This window comes from Ralstonia sp. UNC404CL21Col (assembly GCF_000620465.1).
Lineage (GTDB): Bacteria > Pseudomonadota > Gammaproteobacteria > Burkholderiales > Burkholderiaceae > Ralstonia > Ralstonia flatus.
Genome location: NZ_KK211140.1, coordinates 468,112 through 492,622 on the forward strand (window position 1 = coordinate 468,112; position 24,511 = coordinate 492,622).

Consider the following 24,511-nt stretch of genomic DNA (forward strand, 5'->3'; position numbering starts at 1 on the left):
CGCCCACTTTCGGGTAAAATCCCGCACCAGGCCCGGCCTAAGCGCCGGGTCTCTTTTTTTCCTGTTTGACAGGGCCGGACGCCGTGCTGGTTGCAGGCAGCGGACTCATAATCCGCCTCCGAAAGGACACCGTGGGTTCGAATCCCACCCGGCCCACCATCCTTTCCCTCCTGCCTTTTTCGCTCCCTTCATCCGCGTTTGCGCGCCATGTTATGTGGCGGCTTTCTCCTGTCTTGCGCGCCTTATTGTTTCGGGAGCGTATTTTGCTACCGCCTTCGCTTTCGGCGAAATATATTCATTTCGACATAATTGAATAACCCGCATTGCACCCACATTCCCCCCAATCGGAGGGGAGGGGTTTAAAACGCTTCAAACGAAACGGTTTCATTCCCTCGTTTGAAAAGTCGCCAAACCGCGCCGTGCCTGCTTGCGCGAGAGATTGCGGGAGTTGTTTTGAATGAAATCTCTATTTACTTCATACTCTGACCGGACCATAGTTTCGGCCATAACGATAAGTAAATAGCCAGTAGCGTACCCTTCGGAGACACAGGATGTTACGCATTCAAAACGGGCCCTTCCAGCATTCCGCTTTTGCGCGTGCCCACGCGCGTCATCGCCATCGTCACCACTGCAGCAGCGGTGGCGAGGTGCGTCCACGCTAGCAGCATTACCTCGATTGTTCTTGGGATCGGCACCTCGCCGATCTGCGTGATACCGGCCGACCGTCGGTAACGCGACCAAAGCACGCCCGTCGTTTTTGACGTTTGCAAGTCGATCTGCCGACGGGGCAGATCGTGCGCTGCCGGCTGTCGTTTGCCGGCAGACGGGGTATTGACCGGCTGTCGCACACATTCGCCGGCCCAAAACACAACAAGTTTCAAAACGTGAGGAGACAACCATGGGTAGTCGACGTCATCTTTTTGTTGTCATGGCAACCAGTTGCATAGTGGCCATGCCGTTTATTGGCGGGTGCGGCGGGGCGGATGATCCCGGCTCGTCGGACGTTGCGCAGTGTTCGGGCAGCTCTTGCCCGCCTAGCGGAGCGGTTACCACGCCCAGCACGCCGACCAGTCTGTGCCCGGCAGCGCTTGACTACACGACGACGTACACGGGCGGCTCGGGTAGCGGCGAGTACATCAAGGTCAAGTTCGACACGAGCAAGAACACGTACCAGATGCAGTTTCTGGAATCGTCGGTGCCGACGTCGGCGGGCCAGGTCAATACGACGCGCAAGGGGTTGACCATCAACGGCACGTTCGTCCATCCGACCAACTTGCCGACGCCGGAGCAGAACCGCTGTGCTTTCGTGCTGCAGTCGGGCAGGACGGCGGACAACAGCTACGCGATCACGGTGAATCCACAAGACCCGCCGATGCTGTTTGTCGGCCAGGGCATTGTGGGGGGCGGCATTCCCGGCGCGACCATCCAGTTCGACGGCATCCAGCCGATTCCGGGGGTCGTGATTGGCGCGGTGCCCTCGCGCACGTTTGATTTCTATCCGTTCCTGGGCTTTTCCGAGACGGTGACGGATTTCTCGCAGGTGGCGGGGCGCTACAACCAGCTCGGTGTGCATGTCACGCCAACGGGTTCGGGCAGCCAGACCTCGGCGCCGCAAGGCTGGCAACCTGATGCCGTCAACTGGACGCAAACGTTGAATGCCGATGGCACGTGTACGGCGGAAGGGATCGACTATTCCTGCCACACGACGGGTACCCCGTGGACGCTGCGTCAGAACGCCGATGGCTCGCAAGACAACGTGTTTGTCAGCAACCCGACCAGCAGCAGCGTGCCGTATCCGTATGTGGGCCAGGTCTCGCCGCTGGTGCTGCTGGCGCCAAGTCAGGCCAAGGGCATTCTGATTGCCGGCAAGCTCAACGGGCAGGTGGTGCCGGTGGTGATCCGTGTCGGCTACTCGCATAGCGATCCGGCGAACCTTCTGGCTTCGGTGGCGGATGATCAGATCGGCATCTCGATCCTCTCGCCCGCAACCGCTATCCCGGCCAACGCACTCAAGGGTGGCTATGTCGGGGCGACCAGCGGCTCGGCATGCGGCGTGGTCACCAACAACGGCCCGAGCGGTGCGCCTGCCAGCGGCAACGGCTTGAACGCGACGATTGATCACCCGGAACTGTCAGGCTCCTATAGCGGTGGCTTCTTCCACGCCAACGCCGGCAACTGCAACGACGGCACGGCTGTATCGACGCTGGCCGCCAACTACACCTCCACGCTGTTCCAGAACGGCACCGCCGCCTTCATCAACCCGCTCACGTCGCGTGTGACGGCGCAGTTCGGGCTCGACTACACGCAAAGCTCGCCAGGCAAGTTGATCGTGACCGCGCAGAACGACTTCAACGCGAAGGGCGCCAGCGGCAACGTTGCGCTGTTCAAGGCCGGCGACACCGGCGTGGCCGTCAAGGTGGGCAACGTGTACGCAATGCTCATGAACAACAACAAGTACAACCCGTTCTTCACGGTCGGCGCATTCGTCCAGTGAGGCGCGCACCAACGAAACCCCATGCGGCGGCGTGCGTGACCTGTGCACGCTGCGCCGCCGCGACGGAACAACAACACGGAGGAAACGCAAATGCAATGGCGTAAATGGTTGGTCGTGCTCGCTTGCGCACCGATGGTGACAGCGTGCGGAGGCGGCGGTGATGATTCGCCCGCTCCGGTGATCCAGCGCCTGTGTCCGCAGGCCATCGACTACAACACCGTCTTCACTGGCGGGTCGGGTTCGGGCGAACTCGTGAAGGTGCAGCTCGACACGACGAAGATGACGTACCAGATCACGTATCTGGCCTCGCCGATTCCGGTCAAGACGGGCACCGTGGCGCCCACCCGCGATACGGCGCCCAATAACGTGCAGACCGGCACGCTCACGCAAGAGACGGCGCTGCCGACCGAGAAACTGAACCAGTGCGCGTTCCGCCTGAATAATGCGAGCCTCGATCCGAGCCGTCCGGCGCGGTTCTTCCTGGGGCAGGGCGTGCTGGGCGGCACGATTCCGGGCGCGACGATCCAGTTCGACGGCATCGTTGGCGTGGGCAGGATTCCGCAAACCACGTTCCCGTATTACCCGTTCATCAGCTTCTCGAACACCGAGACCGATCTGAACAAGATTGCGGGCAACTACAACCAGCTCGGCTATCACCAGGTGCCGTCGCAGAACTTCTCGCAGCAGGCGGTCGATGCGCGGTTCACCATCAATGCGGATGGCACCTACACCGAGTGCGACAACCTCGGCGTGAAGAACGGCGGGGCGTGCCTGACGTCAAGCGCGACGGTCAACCAGAAGCTGACGCTGCGCGGCGATGCGCCGGCCTTCACCACGCTGAACTATCAGCCGCAGGTGCCGGCAACGGTGTCGTCGCTCGACCCGGCCAAGGCGGGCAAGGGCGTGATGATCGTGGGCAAGCTGTATGGCCAGCTCGTGCCGATCTTCATCCGCGTCGGTGCGGCCAATTCCGATCTGACGGCCGGCCCGCCGGTGGCAGATGACGAGTCCGGCATTTCGATCATGGCACCGGTCGGCAACATCGCGCAGGGCTCGCAAGACGGCGAATACACGGGTGTGGACAGCACGTTCAACTACCGTGCCACGGCGCTGGTGGGAGCGCAGGCCACGATGCTCGATCCGTTCAACGCATCGCAGGCAGCGCTGGCGCGACCGCTGAATCTCGACTTCACGCAGAGCGTCCCGGGTGTGATCCGCACCACGCAGACCAGCGCACCGGCCGGCTCAGCCCCGACGGGCAAGCTGATCTTTACCGGCAAGACCTTCGGCTTCCTGGACATGAGCGATACGAAGAACCCGTACTTCACCGTGGGCGCCTTCGTGCAGTGACGTTTCCGGAATAACACGCCACGGGGCGCGGCACAGACCACCGCGCTCCGCTCAGAACAACAGGAGGAAGCATCATGAAGAAACTGACTGTCGCATTGATGGCGGCCTGCGCATCCGCAGGTGCCATGGCGCAGCAGGCCGGTGACAACGTGGCGACGGTGGGCTGGTTCCACATCATGCCGCAGGACTCGAGCAACAACCTGACCACGAGCGTGATCAACGCGCCGATCAATGATCCGCTGCGCTTGCCCGGCAGCTTCACGTCGCCCAACAGCGGGCTGCGTGTGAGCAACGCCAACACGCTGGGCCTGACGCTTACGCATTTCTTTACCGACAACATTGCGCTGACCACGATTGCCGGCGTGCCGCCCGAATTCAAGCTGACCGGGCATGGCGTGATCCGCGCGCCCGGGCCCGCAGGGGCGCTCGGCCACGTCGATCTGGACGACCCGTCCAACCAGCCGGCCGTGCGCAAGGCGCGCCAATGGAGCCCCGGGGTCATTCTGCAGTGGTACTTCGGGCACGCGCAGTCGACGTTCCGTCCGTTCGTGGGCGTGGGTGTCGTCTACAGCTTCTTCACCAACATCGAGCTGAATCCGTACTTTGCGGCGGCCGTGAATCGCGAACTGGGCAGCGTCCTGGCAGCGGGGGCGGGCAAGCCTGGGCCGACGTATGTCGAGGGGAAGTCGTCCTCGTCGTGGGCGCCGATCTTCAACCTCGGGGCGAGCTACGCGATCAACAAGCAATGGGCCTTGACGGCAACGGTGTCGTACCTGCCGCTCAAGACCGAAGCGGCGACCGTCATCAAGGCATCGGACGGCACCACGCTGGCCACTACGAAGACCACGCTCAAGGCCAATCCGATCATCACGTTCGTTGGGGTGTCGTACAAGTTTTAGCCGGGTGTCGGCTGTCTGCGCCTGGCTAATCGGCGCGGCGTGAATCGAGCGGGAACTGGTTTGCGCCGCATTCTTAAGGCGGTTTCTACCGTCAGTTCTAGTGAGGCAATAAATGAGCACACGTAAAGTCGTATCTCTTGCAGTTGCACTCGCACTTGCCACCGTAGCAGCCACACCCGCACTTGCCGTCACCGTTTCGCGTGTCGATGGTCAACCGATGAACCCGAATGGCGAGCCATTCTCGGTCACCGGCCAGACCACGCTGTCCAAAGGCTCCATCAGCGCCAATTGCACAGCGACCTTCACCGGCACGATCACGCCTTCGGGCATCGTCAACATCACGTCCACATCGTTTACCGGCGGCGGGACGTGCGGCCTCATCTCCGGCGCGACCCCGTGGACAGGCCAGGCCGACAGCACCACCCAGCTGTCGATCAACAATGCGGCGGTCAACGTGTTCCTGCTGGGCAGCTGCGGCCCCAGCAAGGTCGTGACCGCCTGGAACGATCCGAACTCGTCGCTCACGTTTACCAACGCACTGCTCACGCCGGACTGCACGGTGAGCGGCACGGTGGTATCGACGCCGAAGTTCCACGTGCAATAAGCACGTACCCGGTTGACGGGCGGTTGCGCAGCCGCCGTCGATTGGTCTGAAGCATGGGCCCGGCATGTCGGGCCTTGTTTCTTTTGGGGCGCGTATTTCTCTCTGGGCAATACCCCTGTCGCCAATGGCGGCAATGCAATGTGCTGCGGCGATGGCATGATCCGGCTTTTGCCGCTGCACCGGGGCAGCGGCCTTTTACGGGAGCCAAGACATGCGTTTGCTTACTTCAGTCGCCGTGGCCGCAGCGATGGTGGCGTCCATCGGATCCGCCTATGCCCAGACGCCAGCATCTGCCGCCGCCGCGCCAACGCAACAACGCACCCAAGTGCCAGGCTATTACCGCATGGCGCTCGGCGACGATGTTGTGACCGCGCTCTACGACGGCTACACCGATCTGCCCGCCAAGACCTTGCTCGGCCTAAACGCGCAATCGGTGCAGAGCCTGCTAGCGCGGATGTTTATAGCAAACACGCCGGGCATGCAGACGGCTGTGAACGGCTTTCTGATCGACACGGGTGCCAAACGCATCCTCGTCGACACGGGTTCGGGCACGTGCTTTGGTCCGACGATGGGCGGTCTGGCCGGCAATGTTCGCGCATCGGGTTATCAGCCCGAGCAGATTGACGCCGTGCTGTTGACGCACCTGCATCCGGACCACGCATGCGGACTGCTGACGCCGCAGGGCCAGCCGGCCTTTCCGAATGCGCAGGTGTATGTGGCCGCCCCGGAAGCCGATTTCTGGCTGAGCGAAACGATCGCCGCTTCCAAGCCGAGCGACATGCAGCCGTTCTTCAAGATGGCGCGCGACTCCGTGGCGCCGTATGCGGCAGCGGGCAAGCTCAAGCAGTTCAAGCCGGGCGATGAGGTGGTGCCGGGCGTGCGCTCGGTCGTCGCCAACGGGCATACGCCGGGGCACAGCGGCTATCTGTTCGCCTCGAAGGGACGCAGCCTGCTGGTGTGGGGCGACCTCGTGCACAGCCATGCCGTGCAGTTCCAGCACCCCGAGGTCGCGTTTGAATACGACGTCGACAAGAAGGCCGCCATCGCCTCGCGCCGCAAGCTGTTTGCGGAAGCAGCGCGCGACAAGCTGTGGGTGGCCGGCGCACATCTGCCGTTCCCGGGCCTGGGCCACGTGCGCCGCGATGGCAATGCCTTCGCCTGGGTGCCCATCGAATACGGCCCGCTGCGCACGGACCGCGCTGATTGATTTTCGGCCTGACCGTTTAAGTGCCGGCCGGCCGCTTCATCTTGCAAGCGGTCGGCAGGTCCAGGTCTTTGGCCGCGGTTGTGCTCTCCGTCTTGTGGCCCCACTGGGTGCCGTCGTAGCCGACCTTGACGGTCTTTCCGTCCACCGGCGCGATCGTCGAGACCACCTGCGGAAGGAGCAACTGGTGGTCGACCTTGCGCATCGTGACGTCGCCGAGAAAGCTCTGCTTCTGCATACCTTCCAGCGCCAGCGCAATCTTCAGCGGATCGGTCGAATTGGCTTTGCGGATGGCGTCCGTGACCAGCTCGACGGACAACACGGTGCGCGGTGCGAAGTGCTCCCCGGCCGGCGTCTGCCGCACGCGCGCATCCATCTGCATCAGTTGGGCGTTGCCGTTACCCGGCGTCCATTCCGACACCCAGGTCACCTTGCCGATCTTGGCCTGCGACACGGCCAGCACCGTTCCCGGCGCGCCCGCGCCGCTGTGGTTCAGATAACGCACGTCGTAGCTCATGTCGCCGGCAGCCTTGATGAGCAGGTTCAGGTCTTGCCCCCAGTTGCCGGTGAGGAGCGTGTCTGCGCCCGTCGCCTTGGCCTTCGAGACGTAAGGCGCGAAGTCCTTCACCTTGCCGATCGGGTGCAGCGTTTCTCCGGTGAACTGCACGTCGGGCCGCGCGGCCGAGATCATCTGCTTGCCCAGCGACGCCCACAGCCGGCCGTGCGCGTAGTCCTGGTTCAGCGAATAGACCTTGCGGATATCGGGCTGCGTCTTCACGAAGTTGGCCAGCGCGCGCATCTTCATCGCGGTATTGGCCTCGGTGGCGAAGTGCCAGAAACTGCAATGCGCGCCGGTCAGGTCAGGGTCGATTGATGCGTAGTTGATGATCAGCACACGGCTGTTCGGATTGCGCTCGTTGTGCTTGGTGGCCGCATCCACCATCGCCGCCACCACTGACGAGCCCGAGCCGCCGGTGAAGACGATCTTCGCCCCGGCGTCGATGGCGCTCTGCAGCGCCGACAGACTGTCTTGCGCCGAGAGCTTGTTGTCGTAGGTCGACAGCTCGTAGCGCGCACCGTTGAGCACGCCTTGCGGCTGCGCATTGGCATCGTCGATACCGAGTTTCAGATTCGCCAGAAACTGCTCGCCCACATTCGAGAGCGGCCCGCTCAGCTGATCAATGAACGCCACCTTGATCGGCGCCGGGTCTGCGGCATGGGCCAGCGGTGCGAACAGCAACGCTGCCGCACAAGCCGATGCGGACAACGGACGGGCAAAGCGGATCACTGCGAGCATGTCTCCTCCTTGTGTGGGTTCTCGGCTACCAGGTGTCGATGAAGCCGCGCGTGGCCGGGTCGCGTGTGTGCCTTGGCGGGGCGGGCGGCGCCGATTGCAACCCGCGCAGCAGCCAGCGGCGCGTATCGGCCGGGTCGATCACGGCGTCGATCTCCAGATAGCTGGCGATGTTGAGCGCGCGGCCTTCCTCGTAGGCGGCGTCGACCATCTTGCGGAACAGGGCCTCGCGTTCTGCCGGGTCTTCCACGGCTTCCAGCTCTTTGCGGTAACCCAGGCGGATGGCGCCTTCGATGCCCATGCCGCCAAACTCGCCGCTCGGCCACGACGCGGTGAACAGCGGCGCGCGAAAACCGCCCGCCGCCATGGCCATCGCCCCAAGGCCATAGCCTTTGCGCAGCACGATGGTGAAGAAAGGCACGCGCAAGTTGCCGGCCGTTACGAACATGCGGCTGACGTGGCGGACGGTCGCGGTCTTTTCCGCCTCCGGCCCGACCATGAAACCCGGTGTGTCGCACAGCGAGACGATGGGCAGGTCGAATGCGTTGCACAGCTGCATGAAGCGCGATGCCTTGTCTGCCGCTGCAGAATCGATGGCGCCGCCCAGATGGCGCGGGTTGTTGGCAATGCAGCCGAAGGCGCGGCCCTCGATGCGGATCAGCGCGGTAATGATGCCCACACCAAAGGCTTGACGCAGTTCCAGAACCGAATCCGTATCGGCCAATGCATCGATTACGGCGCGCATGTCATAGCTGCGCATGCGGTTTTCGGGAATCACGTGGCGCAGGTGGCGCACGTCGCCGGCTTCCCAGTCGGCGAGCGGCCCCTGGAAATAGCTCAGGTAGCGGCGCGCGGCGTCCACGGCTTCGGTTTCGTTTTCGACCAGCACGTCGATCACGCCATTCGGCGCCTGCACGTTGACGGGGCCGACCTCCTCGGGCGCGTAGACGCCAAGACCGCCGCCTTCGATCATGGCGGGGCCGCCCATGCCGATGGTCGCGTCGCGCGTGGCGATGATCACGTCGGCACAGCCCAGCAGTGCGGCGTTGCCTGCGAAGCAGCGGCCCGACACGATGCCGACGGTCGGCACCAGCCCTGAAAGACGCGCGAAGTGGATGAAGGTCGGGCAGTCCAGGCCGCTGACGCCACGCTTTTCAGTGTCGCCCGGCCGACCGCCGCCGCCTTCGGCGAACAGCACAACGGGCATCTTCCATTGCTGCGCCAGCTCCAGTGCACGGTCGGTCTTCTTGTGGTTGAAGGTGCCCTGGGTGCCCGCCAGCACGGTGTAGTCATACGCGAGCACCATGCAGCGCGCGTCCTGATCGGGGAAGTGCGCGCCGTTGACGGTCCCGATGCCGGTGATGATGCCGTCGGCCGGCGTCGAGCGAATCAGGTCGGCGAGTGCGCGGCGCTGGCGTTGCGCTGCGATGGCGAGTGCACCGTATTCGATGAACGAGTCGGCGTCGCACAGGTGTGCGATGTTCTCGCGCGCGGTGCGCTGCCCGGTCTTGCGGCGGCGGGCAACGGCCTCCGGACGGTTCGCGTCGAGACCGAACGCATGGCGCTCGATGACGGCTTGCAGGTCGGGGCGAATGTGGTCGAGGTCGATTTCGGCATTGGCGGCTGCGGTGTCATGTTGTGCGTCGGCGGGATGCAGCACGGCCAGCGGTTGGCCTTCGCGCACTGTGGCGCCCGATTGCGCGCAGACCTGCAGCACACGACCAGCAGCCGGTGCGGTGACGACATGCTCCATCTTCATCGCTTCAATGACGGCCAGCACCTCGCCGCGCGCGACCGCGGCACCGGCTTGCGCGGTGATCTGGATCAGTGCGCCATCCATTGGCGCGGTGAGCACTTCGGCGTCGTCAGGAAGCTCGTCGAGGAATGACGTAGCGGGCGTCAGGTCCGGGGTGGCGACCGACGTGGCGTGCAGTGCGGGATGCGCTTCGCCGTTGCCGGCGGCCAGGTCGGCGAGCTTCGCATCGAGAAACTGCGTGTGCACGGCGTTGGCCTGCACGTCAGCATCGCGCAGCAGGTCTTGCAGCAGCCGCTTGTTGGTGGCGAGCCCTTCGATGCGGAATTCGCACAGCGCGCGGTACGTCTGTGTCAGCGTCTGCGCATACGTGCCGTGCGGCGCGTGGACGATCAGTTTGGCCAGCAGTGAATCGAAGCGCGGGTTCGGACGGTAGCCCGCATAGCCGCAGGTGTCGACGCGCACGCCGGGGCCGTTGGGCGGCTCGAAGGCGGTCAGCATGCCGGTGGACGGGTGCGGCTGACCGCTTGCATCGAGGGTCTCCGCATTGATGCGCACCTGCACGGCGTGGCCGCGCGGCGCGATCGGCTGAGCAAGCCCGACATCTGCGAGCGACGCACCCTGTGCCAGCGCCAGCTGGGTCACGACCAAGTCGATACCCGTCACCATTTCCGTGACCGTGTGTTCGACTTGCACGCGCGGGTTGGCCTCCATGAAGTAGAAGGTGGTGTGCGGCGTGCCTGCCCCTTCCACGAGGAATTCGAAGGTGCCGATGCCGCTGTAGCGTGCCGCCTTGGCCAGCGTGACGGCAGCCTCGGCAATGCGTGCACGCAGCGCATCGTTCAACGCGGGGCTGGGCGCGATCTCGATCAGTTTCTGGTGACGGCGCTGCAGGCTGCATTCACGCTCGCCGAGGTGCGCAACGTGGCCGTGCGCGTCTGCAACGATCTGGATTTCGATATGGCGCGGCGCGGGCACCAGCGCTTCTACGTAGACGTCGCCGCCGCCACCCGCGGCGGTCGCTTCAGATATGCAGCGCGCGTACGCGTCGGCAATCGCCTGCGCATCGTGCACGGCGCGCATGCCGCGTCCGCCGCCGCCGGATACGGCCTTGATCATCATGCCGTGCGAGGGCGGCAGCGTGGCGAAGAAGGCGCGCGCCTCTTCCAGCGTGGTCGCGCCTTGCGTGCCGCTGACGATGGGAATGCCGGCCTCGTGTGCAAGGGCCCGCGCGCGTGCCTTGTCGCCGAAGAGTTCGAGCACGCGCGGCGGTGGCCCGATGAACTGCACGCCGGCCTCTGCGCACTGGCGCGCGAAAGCCGCGCCCTCGCTCAGGAAGCCGTAGCCCGGGTGAACAGCATCGGCACCGACTGCGCGTGCAGCGTCGAGGATGGCCGCACCGTCGAGATACGCGCGCGGGCCGGTTCCAGGCAAGGGCACGGCTTCATCGGCGCGTAGCGGATGCAGCGCGTCGCGATCGTCTTCGGAATAGAGGGCGGCGGAGGGCAAGCCGATCGTGGCGGCTGCGCGGGCAATGCGAATGGCAATCTCGCCGCGATTGGCGATCAGCAGTTTGCGAAACGTCATGGAGCAGGGTGGGTTAGAGCTGTTCAGCGAGTGGAGCGAGATCCTGCTTGCGCACCTTGCCGGTGGCCGTGAGCGGCAGTGCATCGACAATGCGCACGATGGGCACCTTGTAGACGGCCATGTTCTCGCGGCACCAACCGGTGAGCGTGGCGCTGTCCAACGTGCCGACGGCCTCGGGGCGCAGCATCACGAAGGCGACGGGCAGCTGGCCGCGTTGCGCGTCGGCGCGGCCGACCACGGCAGAGCCCAGGATGGCCGGATGCTTGCCGAGCATGGCTTCGATCTCCGCCGGGAATACGCTCATGCCATTGACCTTCAGCATCTCTTTGCGGCGGCCGAGATAGTGCACGTAGCCCTGTTCGTCGATGCAGCCGATGTCGCCGGTGTGGAACCAGCCGTTGCGCAGCGTCTGCGCGGTGGCGTCCGGCTTGTTCCAGTAGCCCTTCAGCAACGTTGGCGTGCGCACGCAGAGTTCGCCTTCGGCGCCGATCGGCATGAGTTCGTGCGTGTCAAAGTCGCAGATCTTGAAATCGGTGCCGGGCACCGGCAGGCCCACGAAAATCGGCTGCGAGCGCAGATCGAAATCATCGTCCTGCATGCCGACCGTGAAGCTGTTGCAGGTCTGCGTTTCCGTCATGCCCCAGGCGCTCTCGGCCATCATCGAGCCGGTCAGTTCGCGCCACGCGCGCCGGTATTCCGGGTTCAGCTTCTTCACGAAAGACGACACGCCCGTGTGCCGCAGCGAACGCAGGTCGTACGCATGCACACGCGGATGCGCCATCACCTCCGCCGCGCTGTCGACCAGCATCGAACCGTTGGTCACGCGGTAGCGCTGCACGCCCGCCATGAAGGCTTCGGCGTCCCAGCGGGCGAGCAACACCAGCGGCACGCCAAGGAAAGCAGGGAAGATCAGCCCGGTGTTCTCGCCCGCAATCCAGAATTGCGGATAGAAGCTGAGCAGGACGGTGTCGGCATCCGCGCGCAGCGACACGGCCGAGAACGCAGCCGCCATGTCGACCATGTCCCCTTGCGTGTGGATGCAGCCCTTCGGTAGCCCCGTCGTGCCGCCGGTGTAGTTGAGCGCGGCAACCGCATCGAGCGAACCCGGCGGCAAGGGGATCGGCGTGGTCTGCGCCAGTGCCGGCAACAAGTCGATGGCGTCTTCGCAGGGCAGGGCCGGCTCGGTCAGCATGGCCGGGAGCGGCAGCGTCGGCTGTGTGGGGAGCACATCTGCGTAACGTGTGACGAACACGTGCTCGATCGATGTTTCGGCGCGCACGTCACGCACCAGCGGCATGAGGCGGTCCAGCGTGACGATGGCGCGTGGTGTTGCGTCGCTCAGCGCATGCATCAGTTCGGCACGCTGTGACAGCGGACTGATCGGCACGTACACGGCGCCCAGCTTGAGAATGCCGAAGAACACTGCATTGAACTGCGGGCAATTCGACAGGAAGACCGCCACCCGGTCGCCTGCGCCAATGCCGTGTTGCGCGAGCAGCGCGGCAAAGCGGTCCGACAGATCGTCAAGCTGGGCGAACGTTGTGTCGTGCCCGTAGAAGTGGATGGCCGGCCTGTCTGGCGTGGTGCGCGCCCAGTGCCGCAGATAGTCGGTGAGGGCAACGCGCCCGATCGGGTAATGCGGCTCACGCGGGGTATCGACCGGCCATGCGCGCGCCCAGAGCGCGCGAACGCGGCCGAGATACTCGGACTCGTCCATCGCCAAAGCTTGTCTCCGTTGGGTTGTGCAGCGCGTGCGCAGCGTGGCGCCGCACTATCTATACTGAGAAGTAACTTTTTATACCAACGGGTAAGAATATAGAAAGCGTTCTTTGATGCGTCAAGCATCGAAGCGAAGATGTCGCCAAGATGCGCGCATGCCACGACGCATCTGCGGGCGACATGCGAAAATATGTGTCATGTCCACCGTCCGCAAATCTGCCGTTTCCGACGTGCACCCGTCTGCTGAAACCGAGGCCGCCGAGGCCCCCGGCGTCACACCGCCGGCCACGCGCCCGCACATCGCCGAGCGGCAGGAGGCCCGCCGCCGGCAGATTCTCGACACGGCCGCGCAGCTCTTCTTCACCAAAGGGTATGCCGGCATGACGATGAGCGACCTGTGCAACGCGCTCGGCGTGACCAAACCGGCGGTGTACTACTACTTCACGGACAAATACGAGATCTTTGACATCCTGTGCCGCGAGGCCGCGCAGATCTGCCTGTCGGCCATCCGGGAAACCGCCGATCCGGCCCTGCCCGTGCGAGAGCGCCTGCAGGCCTGCCTGCTGGAAATGGCGCGCCGGTGCATCGACTGCCACTACGCTGCGGCACTGACGTATCGCGATCGGCAATACCTGCGCCCGGAAACGGTGGAATGGCTGCACGGCATGTCGCGGGCGTATTACCGCGATCTCTATGCGCTGCTCGACGAGGGCAAGCGCGCCGGCGTGTTTGACTTTGGCGATGCGCGCGTCGCGGCGCACTCGATGGGCGGCGTGATGGGGTTCATGTATACGTGGCACGACCCGTCGCGCATCGACGCCGGGGTGCTGGCGCACGAGCTGTCGAGCGCCATGATGAAGATCATCCTGCCGGCTGCCCCGGCTTCTGGCGCTACGCGCGCGTCTTGATCGTTGCGCCGGCTGCCGCCTTCGGCAGGGCGGGCAGGCGGAAGATCTCCGGCGTCATCAGGTCGATGCCGCAGTCGAGCGTCTCGACCCAATCGATGAACCGGTTGACCATGGCTTTGCCGCGAAACGCCTGGCCGTGCTGCGGCACGATCCATTCAATATCGAGCCCCCGCACCATCTGTGCCCACAGCCGGCATACCCGGTTGCCGCTCATGTAGCGACGGTGGAAGGGCGCCATGAGCGGCAGGTGCGCATCAAAATCGCCCACGGGCTTGGCCGCAACGTTGGCATGCACCATCGATGCACCCAGATCGCCCGAGAACAGGATCCGCGACACCGGATCGTAGAACTGGAAATTGCCTTCCGAATGCAGGAAATGCGCGGGCACGGCCAGCAGATGCGACTGCCCCAGCGGAATCGCCATACCCGTATCCGGGATCGGCACGATGCGGCCTTCAGTCTTGCCGACGTTGCAGAAATGCGGCAGGAAGCGCTCCCACACGCGCGAGATCAGGATGTCGCAGCTGGAACTCGTAAGCCAACGTCCCGCCGAGGCGACGATGTCCGGGTCCGCATGCGAGGCCAGCACGTAGTCCAGCTGCTTGGGAGGAAAGTACCGGTTCATCGCCAGAAACAGCGCGTTATAGGTCATCTGACCGCCCGGATCGATCAGTGCGCCGTGGCCGTGATCGACGATGAGGAACTGGTTGGTCTGCACGGGCAGGTCGTCGTGATCGTCGACCAGGTCGGAAAACATCAGGCAAACGTGCTCGGGCGATTCATAGAGCGTGGTGACCATGGGAGAGGGCAGGGCGCAGGTTGGAATGCCTGGATGGTGGCGCAGCGCGTGCCCGGCCCACTTGATCCGTGTCAAGGCAGCTGTGGCGCTGCCGTCGGCTGGTGTGGGCGGATCATCCGTCCCGGGCCGGTTCTCACGTGATAAACTTTTGATTTTTAACGCTTTGCGCGAGCCGCACGCGGGTTTTCCGCCTGGGTTTGGCGCGCCGCCATGCCAACCGGCATGCCGCATCTCCCCCTATGAATACTGCAACGATGTCTGAAGCGTCAGAAGCACCGGCCAATGAATCGGTGACGTTCGACAGCTTCGGCCTGCATCCGGACGTCCTCCGCGCGCTGACCGAAAGCGGTTACACCAAGCCCACGCCCATCCAGGCCGCCGCCATTCCGGTGGTGACCGCCGGCCGCGACGTCATGGGCGCTGCACAAACCGGCACCGGCAAGACCGCCGGTTTCTCGCTGCCGATCATCCATAACCTGCTGCCCGACGCCAATACGAGCGCGTCGCCGGCGCGCCACCCGGTGCGGGCGCTGATCCTCACGCCCACGCGCGAACTGGCCGACCAGGTGTACGACAACGTTGCCAAGTACGCGAAGTACACGGCGTTGCGCAGCGCTGTCGTGTTCGGCGGCGTCGACATGAACCCGCAGACCGAGCAACTCCGCCGCGGCGTCGAAATCCTCGTGGCCACGCCGGGCCGCCTGCTCGACCATGTGCAGCAGCGCAGCGTGAACCTGTCGCAGGTGCGCATGCTGGTGCTCGACGAAGCCGACCGCATGCTCGACATGGGCTTCCTGCCCGACTTGCAGCGCATCATCAACCTGCTGCCGGCACACCGCCAGACGCTGTTGTTCTCGGCGACGTTCTCGCCGGAGATCAAGAAGCTGGCCGCCAGCTACCTGCGTCATCCGCAGACCATTGAAGTGGCCCGCAGCAACGCCACGGCAGAGAATGTCCGCCAGGTCATCTACACCGTGCCGGACAACCACAAGCAGGCGGCGCTCGTACACCTGTTGAAGCAGCGTGCCGAGCAAGGCTTGCCGCGCCAGTGCATCGTGTTCTCCAACAGCAAGATCGGCTGCTCGCGGCTGGCGCGTGCGCTGGAGCGCGAAGGCATCAACGCCAACGCCATTCACGGCGACAAGACGCAGACCGAGCGCATGCAGACGCTCGAAGCGTTCAAGCAAGGTACCGTCGATGTGCTGGTCGCCACCGACGTGGCAGCGCGCGGGCTCGACATCTCGCAGATGCCGTGCGTGATCAACTTCGACCTGCCGTTCAACGCAGAAGATTACGTGCACCGCATTGGCCGCACGGGTCGTGCCGGCGCTTCGGGTGACGCACTGTCGCTGTTCGCCCCGGGCGATGAACGTCTGCTGGCCGATATCGAAAAGCTGATCAAGCGCAATTTGCCGCGCGAGCAACTGGCCGATTTCGATCCGACCGGCGAACAGGCGCGTGACCGTGAACGCCGCGAGCGCGATGAAAAGCGTGCCCGCAGCGAAGTTCGTCGCGCCCGTGAGCGCGATGAGCGTAACGGCGCCCGCGTGCTCGATCACACGATCGTGCGCCCGGCGTTCCGCCCATCGGACGATCCGTTCTTCAACCGCCCGTACGAATCGTCTGTGCCGGCGGAATCGGCGGAGGCCGCCAAGCCGGCACAGCCCGCCGGACACCCGCGCACCGCCAAGCGGCCGATTGCGGCGCTGCTCGGTGGCGTGCCGCGCAAGCGTTAAGTCAGTCGACGGAAAGGGGCGGCGCTCCTGCCGCCCGGGTCAATTGCATCAGGCCAGCTGCGCCAGGCGATTGGCCCATGCCGGGACGGCGTCCCGGTAGAACCCTTCCACATCCCCTGCACGGATTTCCAGCCCGAGGTGCTGTGCCGCTTCGGTGAGCGCCGCTAGCGGTTGACTGCGGTTGATGGCGCGCGCGCCGGTCTGCTTGCTGAGCTTTTCGCCGTCTGGGTTCACGACCACCGGCACGTGCAGGTAGCGCAACGCTGGCAAGCCCAGCAGCTGTTGCAGATAGATCTGGCGGGGCGTCGAGTCGAGCAGGTCGGCGCCGCGCACGACGTCCGTGATGCCTTGCGCGGCATCATCCACCACCACCGCAATCTGGTACGCCCACATGCCGTCGGCACGCTTGAGCACGAAATCGCCGACAGCCTCGGCCAGGTTCTGGCATTGCGTGCCTTGCCAGCGGTCGTCGAAGCAGACCGTGGCCGCGTCGGCGTCTGGCACACGCACGCGCCATGCGCGCGCGGGGCGGCCGTGCAGCCCGTTGCGACACGTGCCGGGATAGATCAACGTCTGGTGACGCACGTGCCCGTTCGCGTCGATGCTGGTGACGGAATCCGCAATTTCGCGGCGCGTGCAGCCGCACGGGTAGAGGCGGCCGACGGCCTGCAACTGCTCAAGCGCCTGTTCAAAGCGCGGAAGGTGCGTGCTCTGCCATTGCGGGGCTTCGTCGGGATTGAGCCCGAGGGCTTCCAGCGTGGCAAGGATGTCGCGATCGGCGCCGGGCACATTGCGCTGGAAGTCGATGTCTTCGATGCGCACGAGCCACGTGCCACCGTGTACGCGCGCATCCAGCCAGCTTGCCAATGCGGTGACCAGCGAGCCGATATGCAGCGGCCCCGTGGGCGAGGGCGCAAAACGGCCACGGTATTGGCCGCGCGACGAGTTGGCGGATTCCGGAAAATCGAGATTGGCTTGGGACAACGCAACGCTCCAGGCGCAGAGGTCGATGGCGCTATTGTGCGCGATTTGGCGGCCAGAGGCGCTTACTGCATCATCAAGGCCTGCCCCAGGCGCGGGTCTTCCAGCTTGTCGACCCACCATTGCAGCGCCTTGCCGCGCATGTTGTTGCGCCACGCCACCTGGAATGTGCCGGCGCGCTTGTCTTCGGTGGTTTCCTTGGCGATCAGCACGCCGGAATCGAGATACGGTTGCGCCAACGGCACCGGCAGCCAGCCGCAGCCCAGGCCGCGAATCTGCGCTTGCACCTTGTCCGCCATCGAGGGCACCACGAGCGTGTCCTGTCCGGCCATCACGCCGATGGTGCGTGCGGGCAGGTTGCGCGACGTATCCCCCACGGCAACGATGCGATGCCGCGTAATGGCAGCGGCAGGCAAGGGCTCTTCCATCTGCGCAAGCGGGTGATGTGCTGCCACCGCAAATACGAAAGGAATGTTGCCCACCGTGCGCGTCTGAATGCCCTGCACCTGCATCACTTGCGCTGGTCCGATCAGCAAATCCGCGCGGCCCGAGAGCAGCGCGTCCCACGTGCCGGCCAGCACCTCACGGCAGAAGCGCAGGCGCGTGGCGGTGTTCTCAGCGTAGAAATCCTGGATGACGGGCATGAGTGCGCGGAAGTGCACGAGATCGTCGACTACGATGGTCAACGTGGCTTCCCATCCGGTGGCGAGGCGTTTGACGCGGCGGGCGAGTTCATCGGCAGCCTGCAGCAGGTGGCGGCCTTCGTCGAGCAGTGCGCGGCCGGCGGGTGTGAGTTCGGCCCGATGGCGGCGTCGGTCGAACAGCAGGACGTCGAGATCGTCTTCCAGCTTGCGCACCACATAGGTGAGCGCGGACGGTACTTTGCCGAGTTCATGCGCCGCGGCGGCAAAGCTGCCCTTGCGTTCGATCGCGTCCAGCACTTCCAAAGATTCCAGCGAGAGCGCCATATTCAGAATTTTTGATGTATTGAATCAAAGCTATACCGCGCAACTATAGCCAATCTGCGTACCATTCACACATCGACGCAGTAATTTGGATAGGAGATTCATCAAAATGATTGAAATCCGCCCCTCTCAAGATCGCGGGTACGCAGACCACGGCTGGCTGAAGTCGTATCACAGCTTCTCGTTCGCCGATTACATGGACCCGGAGCACGTTCAATTCGGGCCGTTGCGCGTCATCAACGAAGACCGCGTCGCCGCCGGCATGGGCTTTGGCACCCACGGCCACCGCGACATGGAAATCATCAGTTACGTGCTGGATGGTGAGTTGGCGCACAAGGACAGCATGGGCAACGGCAGCGTGCTGCGCCGCGGCGACGTGCAGCGCATGACGGCTGGGACAGGCGTGCGTCACTCCGAGTTCAACCACGCGCAGGACCAGACCACGCATTTTCTGCAGATCTGGGTGCTGCCGGCGCAGTTGAACCTGACGCCGGGCTACGAAGAACGCCATTTCGACGAGGCGGCCAAGCGCGGCAAGCTGGCGCTGATCGCCAGCGCCGACGGCCGTGACGGATCGGTGAAAGTGCACCAAGACATGGCGCTCTACGCCGGCAAGTTCGATGGCGCAGAAACTGCGTCCCTGCCGATCGTCGCAGGCCGCCGCGCTTATGTGCATGTCGTGCGCGGCAAGGTGAGCGTTAACGGTCGCACGCTGGTCGGCGGCGACGCAGCCAAGCTGACGCAGGAAGAGACGGTGATGCTCTCCGGCGGCGAAGACAGCGAAGTGCTGGTGTTCGATCTGCCGTAATGTGGGTGGCGCACGCTCTGTGCGCCATTTTTCTTTTCCGTTGTTCCCCGCCGTACCCCTAACCCCAAGAGGATTCCCATGGCACGAGTTGCAGTCGTTTATCACAGCGGTTATGGCCACACCAAGAAGCAGGCCGAGGCCGTATTTGCAGGCATTCAAGGCGCCGGCGCCGAAGCACACCTGATCTCCGTCACGGACGTCAACGACGACACCTGGGCGCTGCTCGCCGGCGTCGACACGATCGTCTTTGGCGCGCCGACCTACATGGGCGGCGTGTCGGGCGACTTCAAGAAGTTTGCCGATGCATCGTCCAAGGCGTGGTTTACCGGTGCATGGAAGGACAAGATCGCTGCGGGGTTCACGAATTCCGCATCGATGAACGGTGACAAGTACGCGTCGATCCAGTATCTGTGGACGCTGTCGCAGCAGCACGGAATGATCTGGGTCGGCACGGGCATGATGCCGGCCAACAGCAAGGCGGCCACGCGCAACGACGTGAACTACCTAGCTGGCTTTGGCGGCGCGCTGGCGCAATCGCCGTCGGACGCGAGCCCGGAAGAAGGTCCGCTGCCCGGCGACCTGGAAACCGCCAAGCTGTTCGGCGAACGTATTGTTGCCATCACGAACCAGTTCGTGCGCGGTCGCCAGTAAAACGGATCGCCCAAAGAAAAACGCCGGCATGTCCGGCGTTTTTTTGCTGGCGCGCTGCGAAAGGTCAGAAGCGCGTGCCGGCTCCGCAGAAGACGCCGCGGTTCGATCCGCCCTCGCAGCTCGCCGCGCAACCGCCCAATGCCGCAAGGCACAGCGCGGTGACGAGGAGGCGGGCGGCGAGGCGCTTCATGCGGCGGCGCGCGTTTGGTTGCCGGCGCAATGTGGGCAGCGCTGGCCGGGGATGTAGTCGGGGGACTGCTGCTCTTCCGGCGTCACCACGGCGCGGCAGGCAAAGCATTGCTTCGGGCCTGCCGGCAGCAATTCGGCATTGAGCGCTGTGCGGTGATCGAACACAAAGCAATCGCCGTCGTAATGCGCGCCGCCGACTTCCTCGAAATACTTCAGGATGCCGCCTTCGAGCTGATAGACGCGCTCGATGCCGATCTCCTGCATGTGAATTGCCGCCTTTTCGCAGCGGATGCCGCCGGTGCAGAACGACACGACGGTCTTGCCGGCAAAGTCGTCCTTGTGCGCGGCAATGGCGGGCGGGAATTCAGTGAACTTCTTGAGGTTGTATTCGACGACGTTCTTGAACGTGCCAACGGCGACTTCATAGTCATTGCGCGTGTCGAGCATCACCACGGGGCGGCCTTCGTCGTCGTGGCCCTGGTCGAGCCAGCGCTTGAGGTCCGGCGGTGCGACCGACGGCGCGCGGCCTTCTTCGGGGCGGATCAGCGGATGGCGCATGGTGATGATTTCTTTTTTCATGCGCACCAGCAGGCGGCGGAACGGCTGGTGGTCGGACAGGCTTTCCTTCGGTGCCAAGTCAGCAAAACGGGGGTCGGCGCGCAGCCAGCCGACGATGCCGTCAATGGCCTCACGCGAGCCGGCCAGGAAGATGTTGATGCCCTCGGGCGCCAGCAGCACGGTGCCCTTCAGCTCGCGCGCCTGGCACTCGGCCAGCAGGGCGGGGCGCAGGGTCTCGCGGTCATTGAGGGTGACGAATTTGTAAGCGGAAATATTGACGATCTGCATGTGCTGCCGCGCCGTTTTCCGGCGCCTTGGGTAACCCGTTGATTCGTAAGCCGAAATTATAGCCGCCCGCGCAGCCGTGCGGGGTTGCTGCAGGTCAATCGGGCACACCCGGAATGCTTTGCGGAAGGTGTCACCCGTTACAATACGCGGATGAATTCGCCGCGCTTCGTCCACCTCCGTCTCCACTCCGAATATTCCGTCGTCGATGGCAACGTCCGTCTCGACGATGCCGTCAAGGCTGCCGCCAAAGATGGCATGGGCGCCTTGGCGCTGACCGATCTCGCCAACGCCTTCGGGCTGGTGCGTTTCTACAAGGAAGCGCGTGGCAAGGGCGTGAAGCCCATCGTCGGGGCCGACGTGTGGATCACCAATCACGACGAGCGCGACAAGCCGACGCGCCTGCTGTTGCTGGTGCGTGACAAGCAGGGTTACCTGAACCTGTGCCAGTTGCTGGCCCGGGCGTGGCTCTCCAACCAGCATCGCGGCCGCGCGGAAATCGCCCCCGAATGGTTCGACGAGCCGGGTGTTGAAAACGCGCCGCTGGCCACCGGTCTGCTGGCGCTCTCGGGCGCGATGGCGGGCGATATCGGCATGGCGCTGGCCAACGGAAACGATGCGCTGGCGCGCAAGCTCGCGACGCATTGGTCGCGCGTGTTTCCGGGCGCTTTCTACATCGAGCTGCAGCGCGCCGGGCACGCCGGCACCGAAGCCTACATTCAGCAGGCCGTGAAGCTGGCGTCGGCCATGCAGTTGCCGGTGGTGGCAACGCATCCGGTGCAGTTCATGACGCCGGACGATTTCACGGCCCACGAAGCGCGCACGTGCATCGCCGAGGGCGAGCTGCTCGCCAATCCGCGCCGCGCCCGTCGTTTCACGACCGAACAGTATTTCAAGACGCAGGACGAGATGTGCGCGCTGTTTGCCGACATCCCGTCTGCGCTGGCCAACGCGGTGCAGATCGCGCAGCGCTGCAACCTCAAGCTGGAACTGGGCAAGCCCAAGCTGCCGCTGTTCCCGACGCCCGATGGCATGTCGCTGGATGACTACCTCGTCCAGCTCGCCAAGGAAGGGCTGGAAAAGCGCATGGAAGTGCTGTTCCCCGACGAGGCCGTGCGCGAATCCAAACGCGCCGAGTACTACGCCCGCCTGGAATTCGAGACCGGCACCATCATCAAGATGGGCTTCCCCGGCTACTTCCTGATCGTTGCAGACTTCATCAACTGGGCCAAGAACAACGGCGTGCCGGTGGGGCCGGGCCGGGGCTCGGGCGCAGGGTCGCTGGTGGCGTATGCGCTGGGCATTACCGATCTGGACCCGCTCAAATACAACCTGCTGTTCGAGCGTTTCCTGAATCCGGAACGTGTGTCGATGCCCGACTTCGACATCGACTTCTGCCAGCACGGCCGTGACCGCGTCATCCAGTACGTGAAGGAAAAGTACGGCAAGGACGCCGTCTCGCAGATCGCCACGTTCGGCACCATGGCCGCCAAGGCTGCGGTGCGCGACGTGGGCCGCGTGCTCGATCTCGGCTACAACTTTGTTGACGGCGTGGCCAAGCTGATCCCGTTCAAGCCGGGCAAGCTCGTCACGCTGGAAGAAGCGAAGAAGGAAGAGCCGCTGCTGGCCGAGCGCGAGGCCAACGAAGAAGAGGTCAAGCAGCTGCTGGAACTTGCCCAGCGCGTCGAAGGTATGACCCGTAACGTCGGCATGCACGCTGGCGGTGTGCTGATCGCCCCTGGCAAATTGACCGACTTCTGCCCGCTCTACACGCAAGGCGGTGAAGACGCCGGCGTCGTCAGTCAGTACGACAAGGACGATGTGGAAGCCGTCGGCCTGGTCAAGTTCGACTTCTTGGGCCTGACCACGCTGACGATCCTCGACTGGGCCGAGCGCTACATCCGCATGCTCGATCCGTCCAAGGCGGATTGGAACTGCAGCCACATTCCGCTGACGGACAAGAAGGCGTTCGACATCCTGAAGACGGCCAACACGGTCGCTGTGTTCCAGCTGGAAAGTCGCGGCATGCAGGGCATGCTGAAGGACGCCAAGCCTGACCGCTTTGAGGACATCATCGCCCTCGTGGCGCTGTATCGCCCCGGCCCGATGGACCTGATCCCCAGCTTCTGCGCACGTAAGCACGGCCGCGAGAAGGTGGAGTACCCCGACCCGCGCGTCGAGCCGGTGCTCAAGGAGACCTACGGCATCATGGTCTACCAGGAGCAGGTGATGCAGATGGCGCAGATCGTGGGCGGTTACTCGCTCGGCGGCGCCGACTTGCTGCGCCGCGCGATGGGTAAGAAGAAGCCCGAAGAGATGGCGCAGCACCGAGAGCTGTTCCGCGCGGGCGCTGCCAAGGACGGGCTCTCCACCGAAAAGGCCGATGAAATCTTCGACCTGATGGAGAAGTTCGCGGGCTACGGCTTCAACAAGTCGCACGCGGCCGCGTATGCGCTGCTGGCGTACTACACGGCGTGGCTCAAGGCGCATCACCCGGCCGAATTCATGGCAGCCAACATGTCGCTCGCCATGGACGACACCGACAAGGTGAAGATCCTTTACGACGATGCCCGAGGCAAGAACGGCCTGACCATCCTGCCGCCGGATATCAACGCCAGCCAGTATCGTTTTGCACCGACCGACGCCAAGACCATCCGCTACGGACTGGGCGGCGTGAAGGGCAGCGGCCAGGGCGCGATCGAAGACATCCTGCGTGCACGCGAAGACGGCCCGTTCAAGGACTTGTTCGACTTCTGCGAACGCGTTGACCGCCGCCAGGTCAATCGCCGCACGATCGAAGCGCTGGTGCGCGCCGGCGCCTTCGACAGCCTCAACGCCAACCGTGCGCAGCTCCTCGCTTCGATCGGCCTGGCCATGGAAGCCGCCGAGCAGAAGGCGGCGGCTGCCAACCAGGTGTCGCTGTTCGACCTGATGAGCGGTGACGATGCCGAGCAGCATCGCCCCGAACTCGTCGACGAACCGGCCTGGACGACCAAGCGCAAGCTGCAGGAAGAAAAGCAGGCGCTGGGTTTCTACCTTTCTGGTCACCTGTTCGATGAATACCGCGACGAGGTGCGCCGCTTTGCACGCACGACGCTGGCCGATCTGGCTCGCGAAGTGACCGACAAGGGCAATGGCGGCGGCTACGGCAACCGCGATGCACGTAACAAGACGGTGGCCGGCGTGATTGTCGGGCAGCGTACGCAGATGACGCAGCGCGGCAAGATGCTGATCGTCATGCTCGACGACGGCTCCGCCAGCGAAGCCACCGAAGTGACGGTTTTCAACGAAGTTTTCGAAGCCAATCGCGCGCTGTTCAAGGAAGACGAAGTGCTGATCGTGCAGGGCAGCGCCCGCCACGACATGTTCACTGGCGGCGTGCGTGTGACGGCCGAATCCGTCATGGACATGACGCAGGCGCGCGCCAAGTTTGCGCGGGCGATTCGGCTGTCGATGAACGGCGATTCGACAGCGGCCAAGCTGCGCGATCTGCTTTCGCCGCATGTGGCGGCAGATGGCAACGGCGTCTCGGTACGCATCAACTACGTTTGCGAGCAGGCCCGCTGCGAAGCCGTGCTTGGCGACGCGTGGCGCATTGTTCCGAGCGAAGCGGCAATCGCCGCGCTGCGTCAGGCGCTGGACGCCGAGAACGTAGCAACGGTGTACGAGTAGTTCGAAGATGGCGCGGGGGGCGCCATTGCCGGGCGGGCGCTCGGCTCGACTGCAG

18 protein-coding genes and 1 tRNA gene are annotated in these 24,511 nt (G+C 64.3%); 11 read left to right on the plus strand and 8 right to left on the minus strand.

Annotated elements, in window-relative coordinates; translation table 11 throughout:
* Positions 1–71: 71 nt before the first annotated feature.
* From N511_RS0120080 to N511_RS0120110, 6 genes are all read left to right on the plus strand, one after another.
* Positions 72–159, plus strand: a tRNA-Ile gene (locus N511_RS0120080).
* A 739-nt stretch (positions 160–898) separates the two neighbouring features.
* Positions 899–2,494, plus strand: coding sequence for a DUF2957 domain-containing protein (locus N511_RS0120090; protein ID WP_027680912.1), 1,596 nt, complete (start codon positions 899–901; stop codon positions 2,492–2,494).
* 90 nt (positions 2,495–2,584) lie between these two features.
* On the plus strand, positions 2,585–3,844 hold the full coding sequence (locus N511_RS0120095) for a DUF2957 domain-containing protein (RefSeq protein WP_027680913.1): 1,260 nt from the start codon (positions 2,585–2,587) through the stop codon (positions 3,842–3,844).
* Positions 3,845–3,918: 74 nt separating this feature from the next.
* Positions 3,919–4,743, plus strand: a complete 825-nt coding sequence (locus N511_RS0120100) for an OmpW/AlkL family protein (protein ID WP_004631054.1) — start codon at positions 3,919–3,921, stop codon at positions 4,741–4,743.
* 112 nt (positions 4,744–4,855) lie between these two features.
* The gene (locus tag N511_RS0120105) at positions 4,856–5,347 is read left to right on the plus strand and encodes a hypothetical protein (protein ID WP_027680914.1); all 492 of its coding nucleotides are present in this window, start codon (positions 4,856–4,858) and stop codon (positions 5,345–5,347) included.
* Between the two features lie 211 nt (positions 5,348–5,558).
* The gene (locus N511_RS0120110; RefSeq protein WP_027680915.1) at positions 5,559–6,554 is read left to right on the plus strand and encodes an MBL fold metallo-hydrolase; all 996 of its coding nucleotides are present in this window, start codon (positions 5,559–5,561) and stop codon (positions 6,552–6,554) included.
* Positions 6,555–6,570: 16 nt separating this feature from the next.
* On the opposite strand, the gene N511_RS0120115 is transcribed toward N511_RS0120110, so the two are convergent.
* Genes N511_RS0120115 through N511_RS0120125 form a run of 3 tightly spaced genes read right to left on the minus strand, consistent with a single transcriptional unit; the run spans position 6,571 to position 12,902 of the window.
* Entirely contained in the window at positions 6,571–7,848 is a 1,278-nt protein-coding gene (locus tag N511_RS0120115) for a branched-chain amino acid ABC transporter substrate-binding protein (RefSeq protein WP_027680916.1), read from the minus strand.
* Positions 7,849–7,873: 25 nt separating this feature from the next.
* Positions 7,874–11,185, minus strand: a complete 3,312-nt coding sequence (locus N511_RS0120120) for a carboxyl transferase domain-containing protein (protein ID WP_027680917.1) — start codon at positions 11,183–11,185, stop codon at positions 7,874–7,876.
* A gap of 13 nt (positions 11,186–11,198) precedes the next feature.
* Positions 11,199–12,902 carry an AMP-binding protein gene (locus tag N511_RS0120125; RefSeq protein ID WP_027680918.1) on the minus strand — a complete coding sequence of 568 codons (1,704 nt, stop codon included), beginning with the start codon at positions 12,900–12,902 and terminating at the stop codon, positions 11,199–11,201.
* Positions 12,903–13,101: 199 nt separating this feature from the next.
* Here N511_RS0120125 and N511_RS0120130 point away from each other — a divergent pair, with 199 nt between their 5' ends.
* Positions 13,102–13,812 carry a TetR/AcrR family transcriptional regulator gene (locus N511_RS0120130; RefSeq protein ID WP_027680919.1) on the plus strand — a complete coding sequence of 237 codons (711 nt, stop codon included), beginning with the start codon at positions 13,102–13,104 and terminating at the stop codon, positions 13,810–13,812.
* Here the strand turns inward: N511_RS0120130 and N511_RS0120135 are convergent.
* Positions 13,796–14,611, minus strand: a complete 816-nt coding sequence (locus N511_RS0120135; RefSeq protein ID WP_027680920.1) for an MBL fold metallo-hydrolase — start codon at positions 14,609–14,611, stop codon at positions 13,796–13,798. The genes N511_RS0120130 and N511_RS0120135 overlap by 17 nt on opposite strands.
* A gap of 254 nt (positions 14,612–14,865) precedes the next feature.
* Here N511_RS0120135 and N511_RS0120140 point away from each other — a divergent pair, with 254 nt between their 5' ends.
* Complete coding sequence (locus N511_RS0120140) at positions 14,866–16,347, plus strand: DEAD/DEAH box helicase (protein ID WP_410003873.1); 1,482 nt, start codon at positions 14,866–14,868, stop codon at positions 16,345–16,347.
* A gap of 48 nt (positions 16,348–16,395) precedes the next feature.
* Here N511_RS0120140 and gluQRS read toward each other — a convergent pair whose 3' ends face one another.
* Together gluQRS and N511_RS0120150 are read right to left on the minus strand one after the other, a co-directional pair.
* Complete coding sequence (gluQRS, locus tag N511_RS0120145) at positions 16,396–17,331, minus strand: tRNA glutamyl-Q(34) synthetase GluQRS (RefSeq protein ID WP_027680922.1); 936 nt, start codon at positions 17,329–17,331, stop codon at positions 16,396–16,398.
* A gap of 62 nt (positions 17,332–17,393) precedes the next feature.
* Positions 17,394–18,296: a LysR substrate-binding domain-containing protein gene (locus N511_RS0120150; RefSeq protein ID WP_027680923.1), complete on the minus strand. Its 903-nt coding sequence runs from the start codon at positions 18,294–18,296 to the stop codon at positions 17,394–17,396.
* A 106-nt stretch (positions 18,297–18,402) separates the two neighbouring features.
* Between N511_RS0120150 and N511_RS0120155 the strand changes: the two genes are divergently transcribed.
* Positions 18,403–19,101: a pirin family protein gene (locus N511_RS0120155; RefSeq protein ID WP_027680924.1), complete on the plus strand. Its 699-nt coding sequence runs from the start codon at positions 18,403–18,405 to the stop codon at positions 19,099–19,101.
* 78 nt (positions 19,102–19,179) lie between these two features.
* Positions 19,180–19,752, plus strand: a complete 573-nt coding sequence (locus N511_RS0120160; RefSeq protein ID WP_027680925.1) for a flavodoxin family protein — start codon at positions 19,180–19,182, stop codon at positions 19,750–19,752.
* A gap of 64 nt (positions 19,753–19,816) precedes the next feature.
* Here the strand turns inward: N511_RS0120160 and N511_RS25620 are convergent, their stop codons facing one another.
* Positions 19,817–19,942: a hypothetical protein gene (locus N511_RS25620; protein WP_269321399.1), complete on the minus strand. Its 126-nt coding sequence runs from the start codon at positions 19,940–19,942 to the stop codon at positions 19,817–19,819.
* Entirely contained in the window at positions 19,939–20,787 is an 849-nt protein-coding gene (locus N511_RS0120165; protein WP_027680926.1) for a sulfurtransferase, read from the minus strand. Before N511_RS0120165 ends, N511_RS25620 begins: the two co-directional genes overlap by 4 nt.
* Positions 20,788–20,937: 150 nt before the next feature.
* On the opposite strand from N511_RS0120165, the gene dnaE reads away from it, so the two are divergent.
* Positions 20,938–24,456, plus strand: a complete 3,519-nt coding sequence (dnaE, locus tag N511_RS0120170) for a DNA polymerase III subunit alpha (RefSeq protein WP_027680927.1) — start codon at positions 20,938–20,940, stop codon at positions 24,454–24,456.
* Positions 24,457–24,511: the final 55 nt, after the last annotated feature.